Genomic DNA, 19,695 nt, shown 5'->3' with positions numbered 1-19,695 from the left:
GAGTTCTAGCTAGTTAGCAGCTACCTTTCTTATATTCTTTAGCTGTGCGACAAATATATTTATTAAAAAGAAGAATTGCAGAAAAATAATCAACAACAGATTTATTCTTACATAATAATCATAATTTATAGGTTTTGAGAAATTTTGACCGATAACTACAGTTAATGTTTGATTACTTTTATAGGTAAAAAAAATCATGGAAGACATCAAAACTAAGGTGCCAAAAATATGAACTTTGGTAAAAACCGGTTTTAATGCCACCAACGACTTATCCAACACAAAATAAACCAAACCTAATGTTAACGATAAAATAGCAAACATCTTATAAAAATCGGAACCCGACATCACATAATACGTGTCGGAAATATTAAAATTGTATCGAATTTCTTTTGAAACAAAAGTGCTCAATACGAACAAACTCAATGCTGAAATCAATAATAAATAGTACGCTTTAAAAATTTTCATGTTATCCTGGAATTAGTTCTACTTCGGCATTGGCATTAAACAAAAAAGTTCTACCTGTTTGCACCTCAACACATTCGTATCGTTTGGTTCGAAGTCCTTTTTTTTGAAAAACCCTGCCATTTTTTATTCTAAACAAACTCCCACTAGGCACTTCATGAATGTAGTACACATCGGGTTTTCGCTCGTCAAACTGCTTTAGCGCAAAGGCCAATTTTGCATCGGTATCACTACTTGCTGTGGGGTTTCTAAAATGATTGGCTACCAACGGCAACACCGAATGCGGAAAAATTTCGGGTCGAATAAACGGCACCATCAACCGTTGAAAAGTCATCTTCCACTCGACTCCATGTGGTTTAATATTCCTACCAAATTTTTCGAAAGCCGCTAAGTGCGAAATTTCATGAACTAAAGTAATCAAAAATCGGTATTTGTTTAAATTGGCATTGACCGTAATTTCATGTTTGCCTGAAAGGCCTTTACGATAATCGCCATGACGTGTTTGCCGTTCGTTAACGATTTTGAGATGCACACTGTTGCTTTTGATCAATTCAAAGCACATTTGCACAGCGTGTTCAGGCAAATATTTAGCTAAAACTTCACTCAAAATCAGGGCGTAGTTGATGAAACTTGCAACACTCTTCCGTTGTAATAGGTATTTCCGGTTAGTGCAAAATTATAAATATAATCGGCCATTTCTTTGGCCGAAATTGGAGCTTGATATCCTGGAAAAGCTTCAGCTAACATTTCGGTTTGCACCGAACCCAAAGCCAAAACATTGAAGGAAACTCCTTGTTCACGGTATTCTTCTGCTAACAATTCAGAAAGTGTGATTAACGCACCTTTACTCGAACTATAAGCAGCCAAACCAGGAAATTTAACACTTCCTTGAATGCCACCCATCGAACTAATCGAAACCACATGACTACCCTTATTCATATAAGGTAAGCATATGCGAGTTAAATTGGCAACCCCAAAAACATTGACTTTATACACCCGTTCAAAATCAGACTGTGACGTTTGAGAAAAAGGTTTGTTCAACAAGCAACCAGCATTGTGGATAAGAATGTCAACTTTTTTCCACGTTGCGGCTATGAATTTATCTATTTCATGCATTTCATCTTCAACAGACATGTCAATAGAAAGGCACGTGATTTTTGGATTTCCTAACAACTGCTCTGGAATTTTTCTAGAAACGGCTAACACTTGATGCCCTTTTTGAGCAAATTCTAAAGCCAACTCCAATCCTATTCCGCGAGAAGTTCCGGTGATAATAATATTTTTCATTTTCAATTTTATTGTTGTAAAGATACTAAAAGTTGAGAAATGAATTTTATTTAGAATATTTCTTGTAAAATTTAATTCCTTGAAGAATTCCCAATCCCACAAAAACCAGTGGAATGATTATTCTCATGAGGTATTTCGACAAAAAATCGGTTTGAAGTGTGAGGAAATTCAAACTTAAAATTAGGACTAACATTCCGAAAAAAGTTCCAGTTACTGTTCCGAACACGTAAAAATACTTCTTGAACTTAGAAACCTCAATATGATTTCCGTTCAACAAATACAGATTCCAACTCAACCAAAACGGAATTTGAATAAAGTTAGTGCTACTCAAGAGAATTCCAGCTAACAGAAAATGTTGTGAAACATTAGAACTAATAGTGCCATTAAGCTGTTCTGAATGGCCACTAGAGAAAAACACATAAGCCAAAACAAACATAAAAATCACAGAAAAAGCTTCAATAAATCGAATTAATTTCAAATTACTAGTTAGTTTTTTGGCAAAAACTAGTGTACAAAAAATTACAAAAAATTCAATTATTATAACCCCAAGCAAATAATGTATTGCTGGATATAAACCCCTATTTCTGTAAATATCATAGCCTACAACATTGAGGTATCCCAAAGGAATTGAACCTATGAAACTGACAAGAAAACCAACAAAAATGTTTTTTATGATTTGCATTAAAAATTAACAATTTTAGCACTTTGTTCTAGATGCAATCGATATTGACGCATGCCTTCTTTGTGAGAAAGATAGGGAAATCCTCGCTTGTGATTGGCCACACTAATTTTGTACATATAGGTGATGTGCTTCGCTAATGTTGACCATGCAAAAAAGAGGGAATGTTTTGGATCATAAATATGGGTTGGTTCACTTGCAGCGCCATTCAACTCCACTATTTGGAAGTTTTTACCTTCTTCTAAATCTTGCCAATTGTGGTACATTACATCCATTCTACCAAAGTAAAATTCGTTTATTTGTAAACACATTTCGTCTATTACCTTGGTCAATTTATCTGATATTAAATGACTGGCATCGATAAATTTGGCGCCACGAGCATGATTTCCGTAAGGTACTAAATTGCGTTTTTCGCCTTTTGGTAAAATTTCTTTCAATGCTTCCCCATATTCCATTTTTAAGACATTTAATTGCAAGGCAAACCTTGGGTTTTGGCAAATTAAATCTTCAATAGTTGAAATTCCATTTCCTTCCACAATCAAAAATTCTTTGGAAACTATTCCCGTAATTCTACCGTTTTTTTCATGCGGAAAACGAACGTAAAAAATTCCGACTTCATGTTCATACGGAATTAAATCCTGTACTAAATAATCAAAATTGGCTTTGCTGTGATACGCTTTTAACTCTTCCAAATTACTGATTTTTTTTACTGCTGAACCACGCAAACCAATATCCGGCTTAGCTATAAAAGGAAATTTGATTTCCGATTTACCGAGTACTGTTGTAATGGTTTCAAAATCGCAGTTCTCTTTTACAAACTGGGTTTTAGGATAATAGTGTTGCGGAATCAAATCATAAATTTCTTTTTTACTATCCATAATAAATCCGCCATTTTTCATAGTTGGATTGCTCGAATTAAAAAAGAAAATGGAACGTGCTTTTAGAGCATAATAGGCCCACAAAAAGTAAATGGGCACATAAACTACTTGAAATGGCCAATATTCCCAGTGAAAAAGTTTGTGAAAAAAGAGTTTCATCCAAAGTAATTAAAGAGTGATAAACGCATTTGAAAATTCTCTTTCTGCAATCAAATCGGTATAAAATAGTGCTGCTTTATTATCTTCAATTACAGCTTGAGTGATGCTCAATGTTTTTAAAACATCATTTCTGTTGATGACCAATCCGTGCTCTTGATTTTGATTTTCAGTATAACGATGAAAATGAAACAAATCTTCTGGCACAAGATTGGCATTAGAATTCACATAATTATAAAACCAATCGGCTCTTTTCTCGCGAATCTCATTGGCATACAATGTGGCTGAAGACCAAATATGACTTTGGGTTACTTCTAAAATTACAGTTTCTTTTGTGATTTCATTCCAGCGCAATTGATACAGTTTTTTATCTTCAAAAAGCACTAACGTAAAAGGTTCAATACCTTCTAAATCTATAGTTTCCCATTCTAAAATAGGCGAATTGGAAGTAATCAAATCGATTACAATCAAGCCCCGACTTTTTCGATAATTGGATTTTAATTGATGTTTTTCTGAAGCACCGTTGAGTAAAACTAGTACCGTTCCGTCTTCGTTTACTGCAAACCAAGTTCCACCTGCTTTTGGGTCTTTTGGAAAAATAATGTTTTTATTATTAATGAAATAATTTTTAGGTTCGATGGCGCTTTCTCGGACTACTTTTTCGTCACGATTAGACGTGATGATTGTTTGTCCATTAGAAGCAACAAAACTTACTGTGCACATTGTTTTCTGTATTCGATTGTGGAACGAGCGACACCAAAATTTTCATCGATTTGCAGATGATGCATTTTTAGTAAGGCAACTTTAATCAACGCTTGATGATGAATGCAATGCTCTAAATTATACAATAATTCTCTAAAATAGTTACTTTCGATGCACACCTTATCATCATCAATTTGTTGTTGCAAAGCAAGTGATTTATTAGGTTTTTCGATTGTATATAAGATACTATTTATAGCTTGTTTAGCCACAAAAACATCTGTTTGAATTGTATAATCTCGTAATCGATTGTCGTAATTAATTACTCCCGAATGGTATTGATTCTCCAAACATTGAAACAATTCAATAATATGTCGCGTATGTTGCCCAATGCTTGAATTGCTTAATTCTTTACAGGGAAGCGTATAGTCATCGTTGGAAAGTTGCGATAACAAATCGAAAAGTTCATTTAATGTTTTAGCAATTGAAGATGTTAGCATATTAGTCAGTTTGAATCTTATATACGATGTTAAATATAAGAAAGTTCTATTTAAATCTATATTTTAATAATCCCGAAATCTCTTTTTTATTTTGATACATCAATAAGGTACAACATAAAAAAGTTACTAATGCCAAAATAAAAAGTGTTCCACCATCATTTTGAACAACAATTCCAAGAATTAAAAGGTGCGAAAGAAGTGCCCCAAGCATGGTAAAAAAACCAAGTAATGCCCCAAGTAATGTCGTTCTTGGAATTAAAATTAAAACCGAAGCAACAAGTTCAACTATACCAGAAGCAATTCTTCCATAAGGCTCAACTCCTAACTTTGAAAAAATATAAACACTTTCTTCTGCTCCAGTAAATTTAAAAAACAAAGTTTGTATTAGAATTATTACTGCCGTTAACTTAACAATCCAAGTTAAAATTGGGCTTTTCATAAATATCATTTTTAAATTAGTTTATAAATTTCTTCCAGTTAGCATCGGCTTTTTTCTTCAAATTCGATTCATCTTTGTTCCAAGATTTTAAGGTATTATTAAAGTAGGCATTGTAAAATAGATACAATTTGCCTTCAATAATTTTAAAAGTTTCGGGATCAATTTCAACTTTCTCACCAGAACTTCCCATCGCATAAGCACACCATCCTCCATATTGCGGTTCATAGCTTGCTGGGCTTTTCAAAAAAGCATCCTTGTTGGCTTGAGTAGAAAATTGATAGATTACACCTTCATAGGTTGTATTAATTGCCGACTTACCTTTAACCGCTTTTTTCTGAGTAAAATAAGCCACTGGATCATACCCTTGTAGGGCAACTTTGTTTTCTAAATTAAATGCTGATGCTCTTTTAGCAGCAGTTTGTGCATAAGCAGTTATCGAAATAAATGCGAATATTATAACAACAATTTTTTTCATGATGTTTTTGATTTTGTTATTGATGAAGCAAATGTAAAACAGGTTTAAAAATGGTTTTGTCTGCTACTTTACATTTGAGTAAAAAAAGTGAATTAAAATGCAATTTTATAAATCAAACTCGCTACAACACTACGTGTTAATCCATCAGGACGTATCGTTCTAACTACAAATGGAGTTGCTAATGACAATTCTAAACTGTTGCTTTTATTAAAATTGTATGCAGAAATTAAGTTCCCATTTACTGTTAAGCCATCAGAACCAACAATAGATTGACGTTGACCAAAAATAGTTTCAAAACTATCTTCACCTAAATGATAAATGAATAAAATATTGGGTTTGAATGTAAATTTTTTGTTTTTTGTTTTCAAAGAATAGGTAGCACGAACTAATGCATCTGATTTACGTCGAAATAAATTCGTGGTTGGAAAATCAGTTGTTCCAGAAAATTCTGAGAAATAGGAGTTTTTGTTATTGTTAAAAACAGGAAGCTGTAGAACAGCATTAAAATCCCATTTATGGTATTTAAAATTGGCTCCCAAAAACAAATCGAACGTTCCCAAACTGGCTTGATAATCCAACGGAAGTGAATAGCCATTTATTTTTTTGTTGGCACTGGTAAAGGGAAATTTCCATCCAAAAATAGTACTCCACTGGTTTTTATTTTTTTCTTTAAACGTATAATTCCCGATTAAAAAAGCATCTCCAAAAGTAGCTCGAGTACCAAAATCACCAGTTGCAGACGAAAAGGTTACTTTAGTATTTAATGAAAAATGCTCCGAAAACTTTCGAGTATAAGATACGTATGGCGACACATAAGTAATATTAGTTTCACCTTTACCATAAATGGCAGCCACCTCAATATTGTTTTTGGCGGCCTTTTCAGAAGCCTCAAAAGAATGCCCAATGGAACAAATACCTGCATCACTACACCCTTGCGCATTTGCAAATTCAGCCACAAATGTGAATAATAATAGATAAAATATATTTTTCATCTTAATTTTGAATTAGTTGAGCAATAGCATATAAATGATTGTATTGTTGGCAGTGAATCAATACATGAGAATAGGTCGACACGTCTACATTTTGAGGAATGGAATATACGGTAGCAGCCGTCAAATTTCCGAGAGTAACAAAATCATTGGGCGTGTCTGCTTTAGACAAATACACTTTCAAATCGGGACCATTTGAGATAGAAAAATCATCAAGAACCAACGTATACTGGTTATTTTCTACATAAATTTTGACTCCTCCAGCGACTGTAATTCCAGAAGTTGGCACAAACGAACCATGATATTTTAATACCGCACCTTGATTTACAGTGGCAACATTAAATCCATCTTTGGTTAAAATCCCTTGTTCTTCACAACCGAACAACAAGCATAAAATTGGTAACATAAAAAGTTTTTTCATAGCATTTTTTATTTTATTAAAACAAAAATAAGAAGCTATAAAAAAGAGAAATGTCAGGTAGTTTACAAAAGAGGTAAAATAGTTTTATTGCATTGCTTTAGCAAAACCAACGGTATCGCGATACAACTGTGGAGATACCTCGGCATTGTTTTTAAAGAATCGACTAAAATAATGTTCGTCATCATACCCCAACTCAAAGGCAATTTCTTTAACTGATTTATTGGTGAGGTACAACTCTCGTTTTGCTTCAATAATGATGCGTTCTGAGATTAAACTGGTAAGGGTTTTGTTAAAATGATTTTTTGTAATCTTTGCTAGCGCCTTTGGTGTAATATGCAACAAATCGGCATAATCACTAGCCGAATGTTTGGTTTTAAAATTCGTTTCGATGTAATTTTTTAAATTCTGAAGAATAAAAGGTGTATCGTTTTCAGATGCAAAAGTCACCTCTGATACTTGTTCTTTCTTCAATCTAGAGGCGGTTATTAGCATAATCTTCAAATAAGAAATCAACAATTCATATTGAGCCAATGCTGGATTTTGCATTTCAATTTTAATTTGTTCCATAACCATTTCAAAAGTATTTTTAGCAGCCTCATCAATTGTTACATAAGGTGGCTCATATATATTATTGAATAAAACACCATGGCAGGCTACCTCTTGGTGGTGTTTGTGAATACAAAAAAAATCAGGATGAAAATGAATCACGGTAGCTTCTAACGTTTCTTTAGTTGACATCATAAAAGGCTGATAAGGTGCAAAAGCCAACAATTGATTTTCTGAAAAATCATATTCTGAAAAATCAACTTTAATGCTCCCATTGCCTTTTTGAATCCAAATTAAAGAATAATAATTCAGGCGCTGAATATGATCAAAATGGGAATTGTCGTCTAATGAAAATAACTTAAAAGCTAAATTCCCTGTTTCTGGATTAACTAAAGTAAACGTTTTGTTATTGGTCATTTTTTATTTTAAAATTCGATCAAACTCATTAATTTCCCTATCGTTAATACTAGCAAAACGCTTTTGCATTAAACCGTTTTCATCAAATTCCCAAAGCTCATTACCGTAAGCGCGAAACCATTGTCCATCTTGATTTTGATATTCATACTCGAAACGCACAGCCATTCTGTTTTCACGAAAACCCCATAATTCTTTTTTAAGTTTATAGTGTAATTCCTTTTCCCATTTGCGTTTTAAAAAAGCAATGACTTCTGCCCTTCCATTAATAAATTCGGTTCGGTTGCGCCATTCGGTATCTAAAGTATAGGCTTTTGCAATGTGCTCTACATCTTGACTGTTCCAAGCGTCTTCTGCCAATTGTACTTTTTGCAAAGCGGTTTCCATAGTAAATGGAGGTAAAGGAAATTTTTGTTCTATTGGATTCATAAGATAAAATTAAAGCAAGCCAATCTATACCATTGGCTTGCTAAGTTACAAAATTATAAAGTTGCAGCTACTGGAAAATCTACCGGTACTTGTGTTAAATTATGCAAGTAATTCATTGCCGTCTTGTCGCTAATTTGAAGCATCAAATCAACCAAGTTCTCATTGGTATACCCTTGAGCAAAAAAAGCATCAACCAAATCAGCATTAGCATTCCCTCTAGTTTTTGTGATTTCTGCAGCCAATTGTACTAAAGCATTTAATTTAACATCCGAGCTTTTGCCTCTTCTTATGTCAAGTAATTGTTCGTCTGAAAAACCATTCATTTTTCCAATAACCAAATGAGCGCTTTGGCAATACACACAATTATTAACTTGACTTACAATTAAATTTACGGCTTCTTTTTCTTTATTAGATAAAGAGGTTTTTGCATTTTGATAGGCTAAAAATCGCTCTAAACCATTTTTAGAATAGGCAATGGTAGCATATAAATTAGGTACAAATCCTAAGGCTTTTTGTAAATTATCAAAAATTACTTGATTGTTTTCAGATACTTCTGATCTAGTTGGAACGGTAAATGTTGTCATTGTAAATTTTATTTAAAGTTGATTGTCATTATTGACATGGCAAAGTTGCAACAACTTTAAATCTTATAAAATGGAGAATTTACGCCTATAGGTGGACAATTTTCAAACCTGAAATGCGGTAATAAAACCAATACTAAACGGATAATTACAACTTATTAATATCGTCAATGATAATTTCTTTTCTGTTGTAATAAATCAAGTTTTTTTCTTCTAATTCGTTCAGTAATAACGTGGCGGTTTGCCTTGAAGTACAAATGATTTGGGCAATATCATTTTGGGTGAGATAATTGTCAATCGTATATTTAGTACCCTCTTGTTTGCCTTCTTTTTCGGCCCATTCTTTTAGGAAAGAAATCAATCGGGTTTTGGCATCTTTAGAAACTAAATTAGCATAATTATTTTTGATACGCTTCATTTTCAAACCAACAAATTTGGTGTAGGATAAAGCCAAGCTCGGATTTTTAACCAATAAATCCTCAAAATCAGACATCAAAAAACTACAAATTGATACCTCATCGGTTAAGGCTTTAGCATACTCATTAACATCGGTATCCTTTTCTAATGACAATTCACCAAATAAATCGCCTTTTTGAAGAATCTCTTTTATGGTTTCATTGCCTTCATCATCTACCGAAACGATTTTGATGTTTCCTTTTTTAAGTAGAAAAATTCGAGGTACGTCTGAAGTAGAAAAATAAATCACATCCCCTTTTTTGGCTTTTTTAAAACCCGTAATTATACACAACTGCTTGATTTGAGACATACTCAATGTCCAAAACAACTTGTGATCACGTAGATACCAATATTTTAATTCTTCATACATGATGTAAATGTATTAAAAAACCCTTTCAATTAAAAACTGAAAGGGTTTGTTGAATAATAATTACCATTTTTTATACTAATCCTCTAGAAATCACAATACGTTGAATTTCTGAAGTTCCTTCATAAATTTGAGTGATTTTAGAATCACGCATCATTCGTTCCACATGATATTCAGCAACATAACCGTTTCCACCGTGAATTTGAACCGCTTCGTTAGCCACTTCAAGTGCAATTTCAGAGGCATACAATTTGGCCATAGCACCCGAATGCGCAATGTCTTTACCTTCGTCTTTTTCACAAGCCGCTTTCATCACTAATAATTTAGCTGCCGTAACTTTTACATACATATCAGCCAATTTAAAGGCTATCGCTTGATGATTGAAAATTTCTTTCCCAAATGCTTTACGCTCTTTAGAATATTTTAAAGCAATTTCATAAGCTCCTGCGGCAATACCTAAGGCTTGAGATGCAATTCCGATTCGTCCACCGTTTAAGACATTCATGGCAAATGAAAATCCGAAACCATCTGCGCCAATTCTGTTTTCTTTTGGAACTTTCACATCATTAAAAAGTAATGAATGTGTATCGCTTCCGCGGATTCCCATTTTCTTTTCTTTCGGACCAATATCAAAACCTTCCCATCCTCTTTCAACGATAAATGCATTGATTCCTTTGTGCCCTTTTTCTAGATCAGTTTGAGCAATTACTAAGTAAGTAGAAGCAGTAGAACCATTGGTTATCCAGTTTTTAGTACCGTTTAACAAATAATAATCGCCTTTGTCAATAGCCGTAGTTTTTTGCGAAGTAGCATCACTTCCTGCTTCGGGTTCAGACAGACAAAAAGCACCAATCACTTCACCTTTAGCTAACGGCACTAAATATTTCATTTTTTGTTCTTCCGAACAATATTTTTCCATTCCAGCACAAACTAGTGAGTTGTTCACCGACATAATTACGGCTGCAGAAGCATCTACTTTGGCAATTTCGGTCATCGCCAAAACATACGAAACACTGTCTAAACCAGCACCACCATATTTTGGATCGACCATCATTCCTAAAAACCCTAATTCACCCATCATTTTAACTTGTTCTGTCGGGAATTTTGAATGCTCATCTCTTTCAATTACTCCAGGTAATAATTCGGTTTGAGCAAAATCTCGCGCAGCTTGCTGAATCATTAAATGCTCTTCGGTAAGATTAAAATCCATATTTTTGATAAATATTATTTAGTAAAATTTTCGTTTGAGTGGTCAAAAGTAGCACATTTTCATTAATATCTCAAACGTTTTCGTAATTTTAGCCAATGTTTAAAGAAACCTATAATGTTATCGGAGTTATGTCGGGCACATCGCTTGATGGAATCGATTTAGCGCACATCCATTTTACTGTATTTGAAGACAAATGGACTTATAAAATTCTTGAATCAGAAACGGTTTCATATACTAATGAATGGGTCAACAAATTGAAAGTTGCAGTTGGTTTTTCTGAAGAAGAATTGACGCAATTGAACGAAGAGTACACCCAACTTTTAGGAAAAACCATCGCCTCATTTATAACCCGATTTTCTATTGCAAATCTTGATGCCGTTTGTTCACACGGTCATACCATTTTACATCAACCCCAAAATGGATTTACGCTTCAAATCGGAAATTTACCAAAAATTGCAGAAATCGTAGGTGAAAAAGTAGTTTGCGATTTTAGAGTGCAAGATGTAGAATTAGGAGGTCAAGGTGCACCACTAGTGCCAATCGGCGACCGAATTTTGTTTTCAGAATTTGACTATTGTTTGAACTTAGGAGGATTTTCGAATGTTTCATTTGAGCAAAATAACCTCCGAATTGCATTTGACATTTCACCTGTAAATACCGTTTTGAATTTCTATGCCAATCAGTTAGGATTGGAATATGATGATAAAGGAAAAAACGCTCGTTCCGGAAAATTAAATACGGCTTTATGGAACGAATTAAATGCATTAGACTTTTATAAAAAACCATTTCCGAAATCACTTGGCTTTGAATTTGTAAAAGAAATTGTTCTGCCCATAATAGAAAACTATTCCATCGCTATTGAAGATAAAATGCACACATTTACCGAACATATTGCTTGGCAAACTGCATTAGCGCTTCCTAAAAAAGAAGGTAAATTATTAATCACAGGTGGTGGCGCCTACAATGATTACTTGATAGGACGAATGGCATTTTATGTGCCCAAAATTAAAATCATCATACCCAACACTAAAACCTTAGAATATAAAGAAGCACTAATTTTTGCTTTGCTTGGAGTTCTAAAATTACGAAATGAAATTAACGTGTTGAGTAGTGTTACTGGCGCGAAAAAAGATCATAGTTCGGGTGTGATTTTTAACTAATAATTCACATTCAAATCCATATTATTTTATACATTAGCTATTCAATCTTAAACTTATAAAAAATGAAAAAATTAATTTTAACCGCAATCGCACTTTTAGGTTTTACTTTAAGTACTACAGCGCAACAAGCACCTAAAAAAGCCGACAAAGCTAAAACTGAAACTAAAAAACCGGAAACTAAAAAAACAGAAGCAAAGAAAGCTGAAGCTAAAAAGCCAGAAGCTAAAAAAGACGTGCCATTAAAGAAAGATGGAACTCCAGATAAACGCTACAAAGAAAACAAAGAAAAAGTAGTTTTGAAAAAAGACGGAACTCCAGATAAACGTTACAAAGGAGGAAAAAAATAAAATAAAAAAGCCGCTTAATTTTAGCGGCTTTTTTTATGAGATAGATTTACTTTTTGTCCATTTGGTCGAGCATTGCTATAATTTTGTCCAACTTATCAACCTCTAACTTATTCAATTTTATAGTTAAAGCTTCTATTTCTTGCTTTGCTTCTATATTAGTTTGGTAATCTGCCTCGGCATGCATTCTATCACGTTCATTTTGTCTGTTTTGTGCCATCATGATAATTGGCGCGGCATAGGCCGCTTGTGTAGAAAAAAGCAAATTCAGTAAAATAAACGGATAAGGATCCCAATGGTTGATGAGTGCTACCACATTTAACCCCATCCAAACAGCAACAATAACGGTTTGAATAATAATAAAACGCCACGAACCCATTCCGGTTGCTACGCCATCGGCTAATCTGCTTCCAAAACTTAAATTGTCTTTGTGTTCTTGATGCCATGTTTTTGCTCTCATAAAGTAATTTTTAAATTTTTAACTTGTTTTTTGAATTATAAATGTAATTATTAATTTATACATTATCACAAATTCTAAATCTTTTTAAAACCTTATATTTGCACCACAAACTAAACAAAAGCATGAAAGAATTACTAAAAAAATTTGAAGATAAACAACCCGAGATAGTATTCAATTGGAAAGATAGCGAAACCGATGCCGAAGGCTGGACTGTTATTAATTCTCTTCGTGGCGGCGCTGCAGGTGGCGGAACTAGAATGAGAAAAGGTCTTGACATGAACGAAGTGTTATCGTTAGCCAAAACCATGGAAGTAAAATTTTCGGTTTCTGGACCAGCAATTGGTGGCGCCAAGTCGGGCATCAACTTTGACCCGAATGATCCACGCAAAAAAGGTGTTTTACAACGTTGGTATAAAGCCGTTTCGCCGTTATTAAAAAGCTATTACGGAACTGGTGGTGATTTGAATGTTGATGAAATTCACGAAGTAATTCCGTTTACCGAAGAATGTGGCGTTTGGCATCCTCAAGAAGGGGTGTTTAACGGTCATTTTAAACCTACAGAAGCCGATAAAATCAATAGAATTGGACAATTGCGTCAAGGCGTAATTAAGGTTATTGAAAACCCTAAATTCTCTCCAGATGTATTGCGAAAATATACCGTTGCCGACATGATTACGGGTTATGGAGTTGCCGAAGCGGTGCGCCATTATTACAACACCTATGGTGGCGACTTCCACGGTAAGAAAGCCATTGTTCAAGGTTTTGGAAATGTTGGTTCGGCTGCGGCTTTTTATTTAGCTGAAATGGGGGTAAAAGTGATCGGAATTATCGACCGAGATGGCGGTGTGATTAATGAAAACGGATTTTCATTTGAAGAAATCAGACGTTTATTCTTGAATAAAGACGGTAATAAATTGGTTGCTGAAAACATGATTCCTTTTAATGAAATCAACCAAAAAATATGGACGATTGGCGCCGAGATTTTTGCGCCTTGTGCCGCTTCTAGATTAGTAACCAAAGACCAATTGGATAATTTAATCGGTTCTGGATTAGAAGTGATTTCTTGTGGTGCAAATGTTCCGTTTGCCGACAAAGAAATTTTCTTCGGACCCATTATGGAAGAAACCGACAGCAAAGTAAGTCTGATTCCTGATTTTATTTCCAACTGTGGAATGGCACGTGTATTTGCCTATTTTATGGAGAAAAAAGTTCAAATGACGGATGAAGCTGTTTTTTATGATATTTCTGAAACCATCAAAAAAGCGATTGAAAGAGCACACGATTTGAACCCTGATGCCAAAAATATCAGCGCCACCGCTTTTGAAATTGCCTTGAAACAATTAGTATAATTGAACGTAACCACATTATTTAAATCGTTTTTCGAAAGTGAAAAAGCTGGCGGATTAGTGCTTTTAATTTGCACAATCATTTCGCTGTTGCTTGCCAATTCAACATTTTCAGAAGCCTACTTATCTGTTTGGCACCATCCTATTGGAAATCATAATGCCGAATATTGGATAAACGATGGTTTGATGGCAATTTTCTTTTTATTAATTGGCTTAGAATTAGAACGTGAAGTCTACATAGGCGAACTGTCCAAATTAAAAGATGCCATTCTGCCTTTATTTGGCGCTTTGGGAGGTATGATTGTTCCGGCAATACTCTATTTAATTTTTAATTTGGGTACAACTACCCATTCTGGTTACGGAATTCCAATGGCAACCGATATTGCTTTTGCTATTGGAATTTTATCATTATTGGGCGATAAAGTTCCGCTTTCGCTGAAGGTTTTTTTGACCGCTTTAGCTGTTATCGATGATTTGGGCGCTATAGTGATGATTGCCATTTTTTACACCAAAACACTGTATTTTAGCAATTTGTTAATTTCACTTTCGATTTTCGGAATACTACTGATTATGAATCGAATGAACGTTAAAAGTTTAATTCTATATCTTATTGGTGGCGTATTGATGTGGTATTTTATGCTGAATTCAGGAGTTCATGCTACCATTACCGGAATACTGTTGGCCTTTGCTATTCCTTTTCAAGATGGAAGTGAAAACACGATTTCATACAAACTTCAAAATTGGTTGCACAAACCAGTAGCCTTTTGCATCATTCCTCTTTTTGCATTGAGTAATACAGCCATTGTGATTGGAAAGGATTGGATGCAAACGTTTACTGAAACCTACTCGTTAGGTATCATTCTTGGACTGTGCTTAGGAAAACCACTAGGAATTTTGAGTTTTATTTATCTATCCATAAAATTAAAACTCACCGAATTGCCTTCTGATGTAAATTGGAATCAATTAATAGGTATAGGATTTTTGGGCGGCATCGGTTTTACCATGTCTATTTTTATCACCTTATTGGCATTTGAAGATAGCACCATCATAAATAATGCAAAATTCATGATTTTAATTGCTTCATTTATTTCGGGTGCTTTCGGGTTTATATGGTTAAAAAAAAGTCTTATTTCTAGAAAGATTACAGCAATTGAATAACAATTTTTAGTAAGTTTACACGTTAATAAAGTCTACAACACTATTGAATATGGGAAAAATAATTAGATTGATACGTTTATTAGATGGATACGTCCCTCTATCAGTTATACTAATTTTAGTATTCTTTTTATTATTTATTGTACTAGCAATACAGCTCAAAAAAATGCAAGTTTCTGACAAAAAAAGATCTTTCATTTTGAGTAGCTATTCTTTTTTAGCGCTTTTATTAATCTTATTTTCAATACGCTTTTGGCCTCCATCTGATGCTGAATTACTAGCAATGGCTGGCGGTGGCGGTGGTGGCGGAGTTACTGTTAATTTTGGCGACACCGATTTTGGTTCTGGAAATAATTTTGACAGTAAAGAATTGGAAGTAAAAAGTAATACCAAACAAACTTCTGCTCAAGAAACACCACAAGAAGACATTATTACTCAAGAAGATGATGGGGATAAAACCGATGCAGTTATTGCGAAACACGAACCTGTAAAAAACCCAAAAACACTTATAAAACCTGAAATCACTAAACCTGTTGAGGTCAAAAAACCGGTTAAAAAAGTTGATGATGCTTTGTCCAATATTTTGCATGGAAACAAAAAAGGTGGTGATGGAAACAGCAGCTCGTCTGGAAATCAAGGACGTGCCAACGGCGACATAAACTCTAACGGATACAATGGCTCGGGTGGTTCTGGTGGAGGCACTGGCGGTGGAAATGGATCGGGCAATGGCACAGGAACTGGACCTGGTTCAGGTTCTGGAAGTGGTGGCGGTAACGGAAGTGGAAATGGATTAGGCAATGGTTCTGGATATGCTTTAAACGGCAGAAGAGCATTGAACAAACCACAACCCGCTTATACTTGTAATGAAGAAGGCGTAGTAGTAGTCCAAATTACAGTTGATAAAAACGGTAATGTAATTGAAGCCAAACCAGGTGCTAGAGGCACTACTAATGCTGCAAGCTGTTTAGCAACTCAAGCTAAAATTGCTGCAATGAGTACCAAATGGAGTGCTAGTCCTGATGGCACCGAAAAACAAGTGGGAAGTATTCGATATAATTTCAGTTTGAAAGACTAAATTATGCTTTTTAAGAAAATAATACTTTTGCTTTTATTTATCAGCACCCAAACATTTGCTCAAGAAAGCAAAACTAATAATGTACTTGAAAACAGAAATCAACTTGCAAAAAAAATTCCTCATTACACTTGTAATGAAGAAGGTTTAGTTGTTGTTGAGATAATTGTTGACAAAAAAGGCACCGTCATTGATGCTCATGTGAAAGAAAAAGAATCAACTGCAACTGCCGAATGCTTAAAAAAAGAAGCTATAAAAGCGGCATACAACACTCGATGGACTCCTTGTTCGACATGTAATGAAAAACAAATTGGTACTGTTAGATATAATTTCAGTTTGAAAGACTAAACAAACAGCCAATACGTTAACAATCTAGCCCTGATTGCAATGAAAATAAAAAATGTCCCGATGGTTTCGGGACATTTTTTATTGCAATGAAAAGCAGGAATAAGGCTTAGAAATAAATCCCGAACCATTCGCTTCTAATATTATTTGGTATTGTTGGTTGCGATAACAAACTTTAACTTGTTCTTCACGCCAATTTGCAATACATCAACTAAATCTTGTACTTGCAGGTTGAACGGAATGCGAACCACAACCGTTTGGTCTTTGGCATCGCCCATTTTAGACAATAAAGTAGTTTCTAATTGATCGAAAGCCACCTCATCTTTGTCTAAATAAAATCGTTTGTCTTCGGTTACCGATAAACTGATGAGTTGTTTGTTGGTTTTCTCATTAGTCTTCGATTTTGGTAACGTCATTTTAATCACGTTTGGATTGGCTAATGTTGATATAATTAAGAAAAACAACAGCAAGAAAAACATGATATCACTCAGTGACGAAGTGGCTACTTCGGCATGAAATCGTTTATTTCGTTTTACCATTTGGACGTTGAATTATATTAACAAAATCTAACACTTGTTTTTGGATGGCTAAAGTGAAACTATCAATTCTTCCATTGAATAAGTGATAGGCAGAATAAGCGATAATACCTACTACCAAACCAGCACCTGAACTGATCATTTTTTCGTACAATCCGCCTGAAATATTACCAATACTGATGTCTTCTGTTTGCGAAATGCTGTAGAAAATTTTGATTACCCCAGAAATGGTTCCGATGAAACCAAAAGTTGGTGCAATACCTGCAATCAACCCGAGTTGTCCTAGTTTTTTCTCCATTTCACCCACTTCAATATTGGCGGCGCGTTCCATATTCGACTCAATTTCAGAAATTGGTCTTCCAATGGTTAGGATTCCTTCACTAAGCACATAACCAGAAGCCGTTCCGTTACGTTCTGCGATAGATACGGCAGCATCAAGATTTCCAGCATTCAAATTATCACGGATATCACGAATTAAATTTGAATCGATTACAGCACGTTTGTGAATATACAAATAACGTTCGATGATGATGTAAAAAGTATAAAAGAGTAAAAGAGCAATCGGAATGATAAAAAATCCTCCTTTAGTAATGAACCCTAATACTGAAATTTCAGTAGTTTTTGTAGTACCTTCAATTATTGCGCCAGTAGCCTTTGCAACTGTATCATTTTGGACTTGAAGAAAAAAGTTAATCATATAATTTTATTTTTGATTTAGTTATTAAAAATAATCTCAAATTTGCACTAAAGATAAATTCTAATACAATATTAAACTACAAAATTGGGAAATTATTTTGTTTTAAGATTTTTTTATTAAAAAAGTAATGAACTATCAGGAAACCATAAATTGGATGTTTAACCAATTGCCTATGTACCAGCAACAAGGTGCTTCGGCGTACAAAAAAGATTTAACCAACACCATTTTGCTTGCCAATCACTTAGGTAATCCTGAACAACAATTGAAATGTATTCATGTCGCTGGCACCAATGGAAAAGGCTCTACCTCACACCTATTAGCGTCTGTTTTACAAGAAGCTGGCTATAAAGTCGGACTCTATACTTCACCACATTTAAAGGACTTTAGAGAACGAATAAAAATAAACGGCACGGAAATATCAGAGGATTTTATTTGTGATTTCGTAGCTAAAAACAAAGATTTTTTTGAAGAAAACGAATTGAGTTTCTTCGAAATGACGGTGGGTTTAGCCTTTGAATATTTTGCAAAAGAACAAACCGACATTAACATCATTGAAGTCGGAATGGGTGGTCGATTGGATTCTACCAATATAATTACACCTTTACTTTCCATCATTACTAATATCGGATTGGATCACACTCAATTTCTTGGAAACACTTTAGAAAGCATCGCTTTTGAAAAAGCAGGCATCATAAAAAATAATATTCCAGCGATAATTGGAGAATATACCCCAGAAACTAAAGCAGTTTTTCTGGCCAAAGCCAAAGAAACTAATAGTGATATCTATTTTGCATCCGATTTGATTTCAGAAACACTCCCATCTAATTTATTAGGCGACTATCAAGTCCACAATAAAAAAACTGTTCAACAAGCCTTAAAAGTTTTAACTGAACTATCAGAATTCAAAATTTCAACACAAAATATAGAGAATGGCTTTATAAATGTAATTCAAAACACAGGACTTCAAGGAAGATGGCAACAACTAAATGAAAACCCAAAAGTCATTTGCGACACAGCACACAATTCACATGGGCTAAAAATCGTATTAAATCAAATTCAAAAAGAAAATTTTGATAAATTGCACATCGTTATAGGGGTTGTAAACGACAAAGATTTAGACGAAATTTTACCTTTATTTCCCAAAAAAGCAACTTATTATTATTGCAAACCTAATGTTCCTCGCGGATTAAATGCCGAAATTCTCAATAAAAAAGGAGTTGAATTTGGACTCATTGGAAAAGTATATAATTCTGTTTCAAACGCTTATCATGAAGCTCTAAAAAATGCACACAAAAATGACTTCATTTACATTGGCGGAAGTACTTTTGTTGTTGCAGAAGTTTTATAAAAAATGTTTGCAGAATTAAAAATAAGCCCTATATTTGCACCCTGATTAATGAGAAATCATTATCGATAAAAGGGCGATTAGCTCAGCTGGTTCAGAGCACCTCGTTTACACCGAGGGGGTCGGGGGTTCGAACCCCTCATCGCCCACCACTTTTATCACCACATACTGATAATAAAAACAAGCATTATCGGGCGATTAGCTCAGCTGGTTCAGAGCACCTCGTTTACACCGAGGGGGTCGGGGG

At 34.4% G+C, this 19,695-nt stretch carries 26 protein-coding genes and 1 tRNA gene; 8 read left to right on the top strand and 19 right to left on the bottom strand.

From position 1 onward, the window contains the following. Nucleotides 1–9: 9 nt before the first annotated feature. The 16 genes from ACODSI_RS05495 to ACODSI_RS05420 all read right to left on the bottom strand — a co-directional run bounded on the left by ACODSI_RS05495 (nt 10) and on the right by ACODSI_RS05420 (nt 10,988). Nucleotides 10–465 (bottom strand): hypothetical protein, encoded by a 456-nt coding sequence (locus ACODSI_RS05495; RefSeq protein WP_488915846.1) that lies wholly within the window; start codon nt 463–465, stop codon nt 10–12. 1 nt (nt 466) lies between these two features. Beyond that, nucleotides 467–1,069, bottom strand: coding sequence for a SprT-like domain-containing protein (locus ACODSI_RS05490; RefSeq protein ID WP_488915845.1), 603 nt, complete (start codon nt 1,067–1,069; stop codon nt 467–469). A 2-nt stretch (nt 1,070–1,071) separates the two neighbouring features. Continuing rightward, nucleotides 1,072–1,749, bottom strand: a complete 678-nt coding sequence (locus ACODSI_RS05485) for an SDR family NAD(P)-dependent oxidoreductase (protein WP_488915844.1) — start codon at nt 1,747–1,749, stop codon at nt 1,072–1,074. Nucleotides 1,750–1,795: 46 nt separating this feature from the next. Continuing rightward, nucleotides 1,796–2,431, bottom strand: coding sequence for a hypothetical protein (locus ACODSI_RS05480; RefSeq protein ID WP_488915843.1), 636 nt, complete (start codon nt 2,429–2,431; stop codon nt 1,796–1,798). Next, on the bottom strand, nt 2,431–3,465 hold the full coding sequence (locus tag ACODSI_RS05475; RefSeq protein ID WP_488915842.1) for a D-alanine--D-alanine ligase: 1,035 nt from the start codon (nt 3,463–3,465) through the stop codon (nt 2,431–2,433). Before ACODSI_RS05475 ends, ACODSI_RS05480 begins: the two co-directional genes overlap by 1 nt. Nucleotides 3,466–3,474: 9 nt before the next feature. After that, nucleotides 3,475–4,185, bottom strand: coding sequence for an NRDE family protein (locus tag ACODSI_RS05470; RefSeq protein ID WP_488915841.1), 711 nt, complete (start codon nt 4,183–4,185; stop codon nt 3,475–3,477). Next, entirely contained in the window at nt 4,173–4,661 is a 489-nt protein-coding gene (locus ACODSI_RS05465) for a DinB family protein (protein ID WP_488915840.1), read from the bottom strand. Before ACODSI_RS05465 ends, ACODSI_RS05470 begins: the two co-directional genes overlap by 13 nt. A 46-nt stretch (nt 4,662–4,707) precedes the next feature. Next, nucleotides 4,708–5,100 carry a DoxX family protein gene (locus tag ACODSI_RS05460; RefSeq protein ID WP_488915839.1) on the bottom strand — a complete coding sequence of 131 codons (393 nt, stop codon included), beginning with the start codon at nt 5,098–5,100 and terminating at the stop codon, nt 4,708–4,710. Nucleotides 5,101–5,116: 16 nt separating this feature from the next. Beyond that, nucleotides 5,117–5,575, bottom strand: a complete 459-nt coding sequence (locus ACODSI_RS05455; RefSeq protein ID WP_488915838.1) for a YHS domain-containing (seleno)protein — start codon at nt 5,573–5,575, stop codon at nt 5,117–5,119. Between the two features lie 92 nt (nt 5,576–5,667). Then, a complete protein-coding gene (locus tag ACODSI_RS05450) occupies nt 5,668–6,567 on the bottom strand; it encodes a hypothetical protein (protein WP_488915837.1) in 900 nt (299 codons plus the stop codon). Nucleotide 6,568: 1 nt separating this feature from the next. Further along, on the bottom strand, nt 6,569–6,985 hold the full coding sequence (locus ACODSI_RS05445; RefSeq protein ID WP_488915836.1) for a DM13 domain-containing protein: 417 nt from the start codon (nt 6,983–6,985) through the stop codon (nt 6,569–6,571). 84 nt (nt 6,986–7,069) lie between these two features. Further along, entirely contained in the window at nt 7,070–7,948 is an 879-nt protein-coding gene (locus ACODSI_RS05440) for a helix-turn-helix domain-containing protein (RefSeq protein WP_488915835.1), read from the bottom strand. Nucleotides 7,949–7,951: 3 nt separating this feature from the next. After that, nucleotides 7,952–8,365 (bottom strand): DUF1348 family protein, encoded by a 414-nt coding sequence (locus tag ACODSI_RS05435; RefSeq protein WP_488916004.1) that lies wholly within the window; start codon nt 8,363–8,365, stop codon nt 7,952–7,954. A gap of 62 nt (nt 8,366–8,427) precedes the next feature. Further along, nucleotides 8,428–8,958, bottom strand: a complete 531-nt coding sequence (locus tag ACODSI_RS05430) for a carboxymuconolactone decarboxylase family protein (protein ID WP_488915834.1) — start codon at nt 8,956–8,958, stop codon at nt 8,428–8,430. 145 nt (nt 8,959–9,103) lie between these two features. After that, nucleotides 9,104–9,781, bottom strand: coding sequence for a Crp/Fnr family transcriptional regulator (locus ACODSI_RS05425; protein ID WP_488915833.1), 678 nt, complete (start codon nt 9,779–9,781; stop codon nt 9,104–9,106). A gap of 70 nt (nt 9,782–9,851) precedes the next feature. After that, nucleotides 9,852–10,988 carry an acyl-CoA dehydrogenase family protein gene (locus tag ACODSI_RS05420; protein WP_488915832.1) on the bottom strand — a complete coding sequence of 379 codons (1,137 nt, stop codon included), beginning with the start codon at nt 10,986–10,988 and terminating at the stop codon, nt 9,852–9,854. Nucleotides 10,989–11,083: 95 nt separating this feature from the next. Here ACODSI_RS05420 and ACODSI_RS05415 point away from each other — a divergent pair, with 95 nt between their 5' ends. Together ACODSI_RS05415 and ACODSI_RS05410 are read left to right on the top strand one after the other, a co-directional pair. Continuing rightward, on the top strand, nt 11,084–12,148 hold the full coding sequence (locus tag ACODSI_RS05415; protein ID WP_488915831.1) for an anhydro-N-acetylmuramic acid kinase: 1,065 nt from the start codon (nt 11,084–11,086) through the stop codon (nt 12,146–12,148). A 62-nt stretch (nt 12,149–12,210) separates the two neighbouring features. Next, nucleotides 12,211–12,495, top strand: coding sequence for a hypothetical protein (locus ACODSI_RS05410; RefSeq protein ID WP_488915830.1), 285 nt, complete (start codon nt 12,211–12,213; stop codon nt 12,493–12,495). Nucleotides 12,496–12,541: 46 nt separating this feature from the next. Here the strand turns inward: ACODSI_RS05410 and ACODSI_RS05405 are convergent, their stop codons facing one another. Then, the gene (locus tag ACODSI_RS05405) at nt 12,542–12,952 is read right to left on the bottom strand and encodes a DUF1003 domain-containing protein (RefSeq protein WP_488915829.1); all 411 of its coding nucleotides are present in this window, start codon (nt 12,950–12,952) and stop codon (nt 12,542–12,544) included. Between the two features lie 122 nt (nt 12,953–13,074). Between ACODSI_RS05405 and ACODSI_RS05400 the strand changes: the two genes are divergently transcribed. The 4 genes from ACODSI_RS05400 to ACODSI_RS05385 all read left to right on the top strand — a co-directional run bounded on the left by ACODSI_RS05400 (nt 13,075) and on the right by ACODSI_RS05385 (nt 16,873). Next, nucleotides 13,075–14,301: a Glu/Leu/Phe/Val dehydrogenase dimerization domain-containing protein gene (locus tag ACODSI_RS05400; protein WP_488915828.1), complete on the top strand. Its 1,227-nt coding sequence runs from the start codon at nt 13,075–13,077 to the stop codon at nt 14,299–14,301. Beyond that, the gene (gene nhaA, locus ACODSI_RS05395) at nt 14,302–15,456 is read left to right on the top strand and encodes a Na+/H+ antiporter NhaA (protein ID WP_488915827.1); all 1,155 of its coding nucleotides are present in this window, start codon (nt 14,302–14,304) and stop codon (nt 15,454–15,456) included. Nucleotides 15,457–15,619: 163 nt separating this feature from the next. Then, nucleotides 15,620–16,528 (top strand): energy transducer TonB family protein, encoded by a 909-nt coding sequence (locus tag ACODSI_RS05390; RefSeq protein ID WP_488915826.1) that lies wholly within the window; start codon nt 15,620–15,622, stop codon nt 16,526–16,528. A 3-nt stretch (nt 16,529–16,531) separates the two neighbouring features. Then, complete coding sequence (locus tag ACODSI_RS05385; protein WP_488915825.1) at nt 16,532–16,873, top strand: energy transducer TonB; 342 nt, start codon at nt 16,532–16,534, stop codon at nt 16,871–16,873. 140 nt (nt 16,874–17,013) lie between these two features. Here the strand turns inward: ACODSI_RS05385 and ACODSI_RS05380 are convergent, their stop codons facing one another. Beyond that, nucleotides 17,014–17,409, bottom strand: a complete 396-nt coding sequence (locus ACODSI_RS05380; protein ID WP_488915824.1) for an ExbD/TolR family protein — start codon at nt 17,407–17,409, stop codon at nt 17,014–17,016. Next, a complete protein-coding gene (locus ACODSI_RS05375; RefSeq protein WP_488915823.1) occupies nt 17,393–18,103 on the bottom strand; it encodes a MotA/TolQ/ExbB proton channel family protein in 711 nt (236 codons plus the stop codon). The genes ACODSI_RS05380 and ACODSI_RS05375 overlap by 17 nt, the downstream gene beginning before the upstream one ends. Before the next feature lie 127 nt (nt 18,104–18,230). Between ACODSI_RS05375 and ACODSI_RS05370 the strand changes: the two genes are divergently transcribed. Together ACODSI_RS05370 and ACODSI_RS05365 are read left to right on the top strand one after the other, a co-directional pair. Beyond that, nucleotides 18,231–19,451, top strand: a complete 1,221-nt coding sequence (locus tag ACODSI_RS05370) for a bifunctional folylpolyglutamate synthase/dihydrofolate synthase (protein WP_488915822.1) — start codon at nt 18,231–18,233, stop codon at nt 19,449–19,451. 71 nt (nt 19,452–19,522) lie between these two features. Then, a tRNA-Val gene (locus ACODSI_RS05365) sits at nt 19,523–19,600 on the top strand. Nucleotides 19,601–19,695 lie beyond the last annotated feature (95 nt).

The sequence above is a fragment of the Flavobacterium sp. FG139 genome (assembly GCF_057809695.1).
This window is presented reverse-complemented; position numbering and strand designations above follow the sequence as displayed.

Excerpts from the sequence above, each read along its gene's own strand:
- ACODSI_RS05495 (WP_488915846.1), bottom strand. The coding sequence starts at position 465 with ATGAAAATTTTTAAAGCGTACTATTTATTATTGATTTCAGCATTGAGT.
- ACODSI_RS05485 (WP_488915844.1), bottom strand. The coding sequence starts at position 1,749 with ATGAAAAATATTATTATCACCGGAACTTCTCGCGGAATAGGATTGGAG.
- ACODSI_RS05480 (WP_488915843.1), bottom strand. The coding sequence starts at position 2,431 with ATGCAAATCATAAAAAACATTTTTGTTGGTTTTCTTGTCAGTTTCATA.
- ACODSI_RS05475 (WP_488915842.1), bottom strand. The coding sequence starts at position 3,465 with ATGAAACTCTTTTTTCACAAACTTTTTCACTGGGAATATTGGCCATTT.
- ACODSI_RS05470 (WP_488915841.1), bottom strand. The coding sequence starts at position 4,185 with ATGTGCACAGTAAGTTTTGTTGCTTCTAATGGACAAACAATCATCACG.
- ACODSI_RS05465 (WP_488915840.1), bottom strand. The coding sequence starts at position 4,661 with ATGCTAACATCTTCAATTGCTAAAACATTAAATGAACTTTTCGATTTG.
- ACODSI_RS05460 (WP_488915839.1), bottom strand. The coding sequence starts at position 5,100 with ATGAAAAGCCCAATTTTAACTTGGATTGTTAAGTTAACGGCAGTAATA.
- ACODSI_RS05455 (WP_488915838.1), bottom strand. The coding sequence starts at position 5,575 with ATGAAAAAAATTGTTGTTATAATATTCGCATTTATTTCGATAACTGCT.
- ACODSI_RS05450 (WP_488915837.1), bottom strand. The coding sequence starts at position 6,567 with ATGAAAAATATATTTTATCTATTATTATTCACATTTGTGGCTGAATTT.
- ACODSI_RS05445 (WP_488915836.1), bottom strand. The coding sequence starts at position 6,985 with ATGAAAAAACTTTTTATGTTACCAATTTTATGCTTGTTGTTCGGTTGT.
- ACODSI_RS05440 (WP_488915835.1), bottom strand. The coding sequence starts at position 7,948 with ATGACCAATAACAAAACGTTTACTTTAGTTAATCCAGAAACAGGGAAT.
- ACODSI_RS05430 (WP_488915834.1), bottom strand. The coding sequence starts at position 8,958 with ATGACAACATTTACCGTTCCAACTAGATCAGAAGTATCTGAAAACAAT.
- ACODSI_RS05425 (WP_488915833.1), bottom strand. The coding sequence starts at position 9,781 with ATGTATGAAGAATTAAAATATTGGTATCTACGTGATCACAAGTTGTTT.
- ACODSI_RS05420 (WP_488915832.1), bottom strand. The coding sequence starts at position 10,988 with ATGGATTTTAATCTTACCGAAGAGCATTTAATGATTCAGCAAGCTGCG.
- ACODSI_RS05415 (WP_488915831.1), top strand. The coding sequence starts at position 11,084 with ATGTTTAAAGAAACCTATAATGTTATCGGAGTTATGTCGGGCACATCG.
- ACODSI_RS05410 (WP_488915830.1), top strand. The coding sequence starts at position 12,211 with ATGAAAAAATTAATTTTAACCGCAATCGCACTTTTAGGTTTTACTTTA.
- ACODSI_RS05405 (WP_488915829.1), bottom strand. The coding sequence starts at position 12,952 with ATGAGAGCAAAAACATGGCATCAAGAACACAAAGACAATTTAAGTTTT.
- ACODSI_RS05400 (WP_488915828.1), top strand. The coding sequence starts at position 13,075 with ATGAAAGAATTACTAAAAAAATTTGAAGATAAACAACCCGAGATAGTA.
- ACODSI_RS05390 (WP_488915826.1), top strand. The coding sequence starts at position 15,620 with ATGCAAGTTTCTGACAAAAAAAGATCTTTCATTTTGAGTAGCTATTCT.
- ACODSI_RS05385 (WP_488915825.1), top strand. The coding sequence starts at position 16,532 with ATGCTTTTTAAGAAAATAATACTTTTGCTTTTATTTATCAGCACCCAA.
- ACODSI_RS05380 (WP_488915824.1), bottom strand. The coding sequence starts at position 17,409 with ATGGTAAAACGAAATAAACGATTTCATGCCGAAGTAGCCACTTCGTCA.
- ACODSI_RS05375 (WP_488915823.1), bottom strand. The coding sequence starts at position 18,103 with ATGATTAACTTTTTTCTTCAAGTCCAAAATGATACAGTTGCAAAGGCT.
- ACODSI_RS05370 (WP_488915822.1), top strand. The coding sequence starts at position 18,231 with ATGAACTATCAGGAAACCATAAATTGGATGTTTAACCAATTGCCTATG.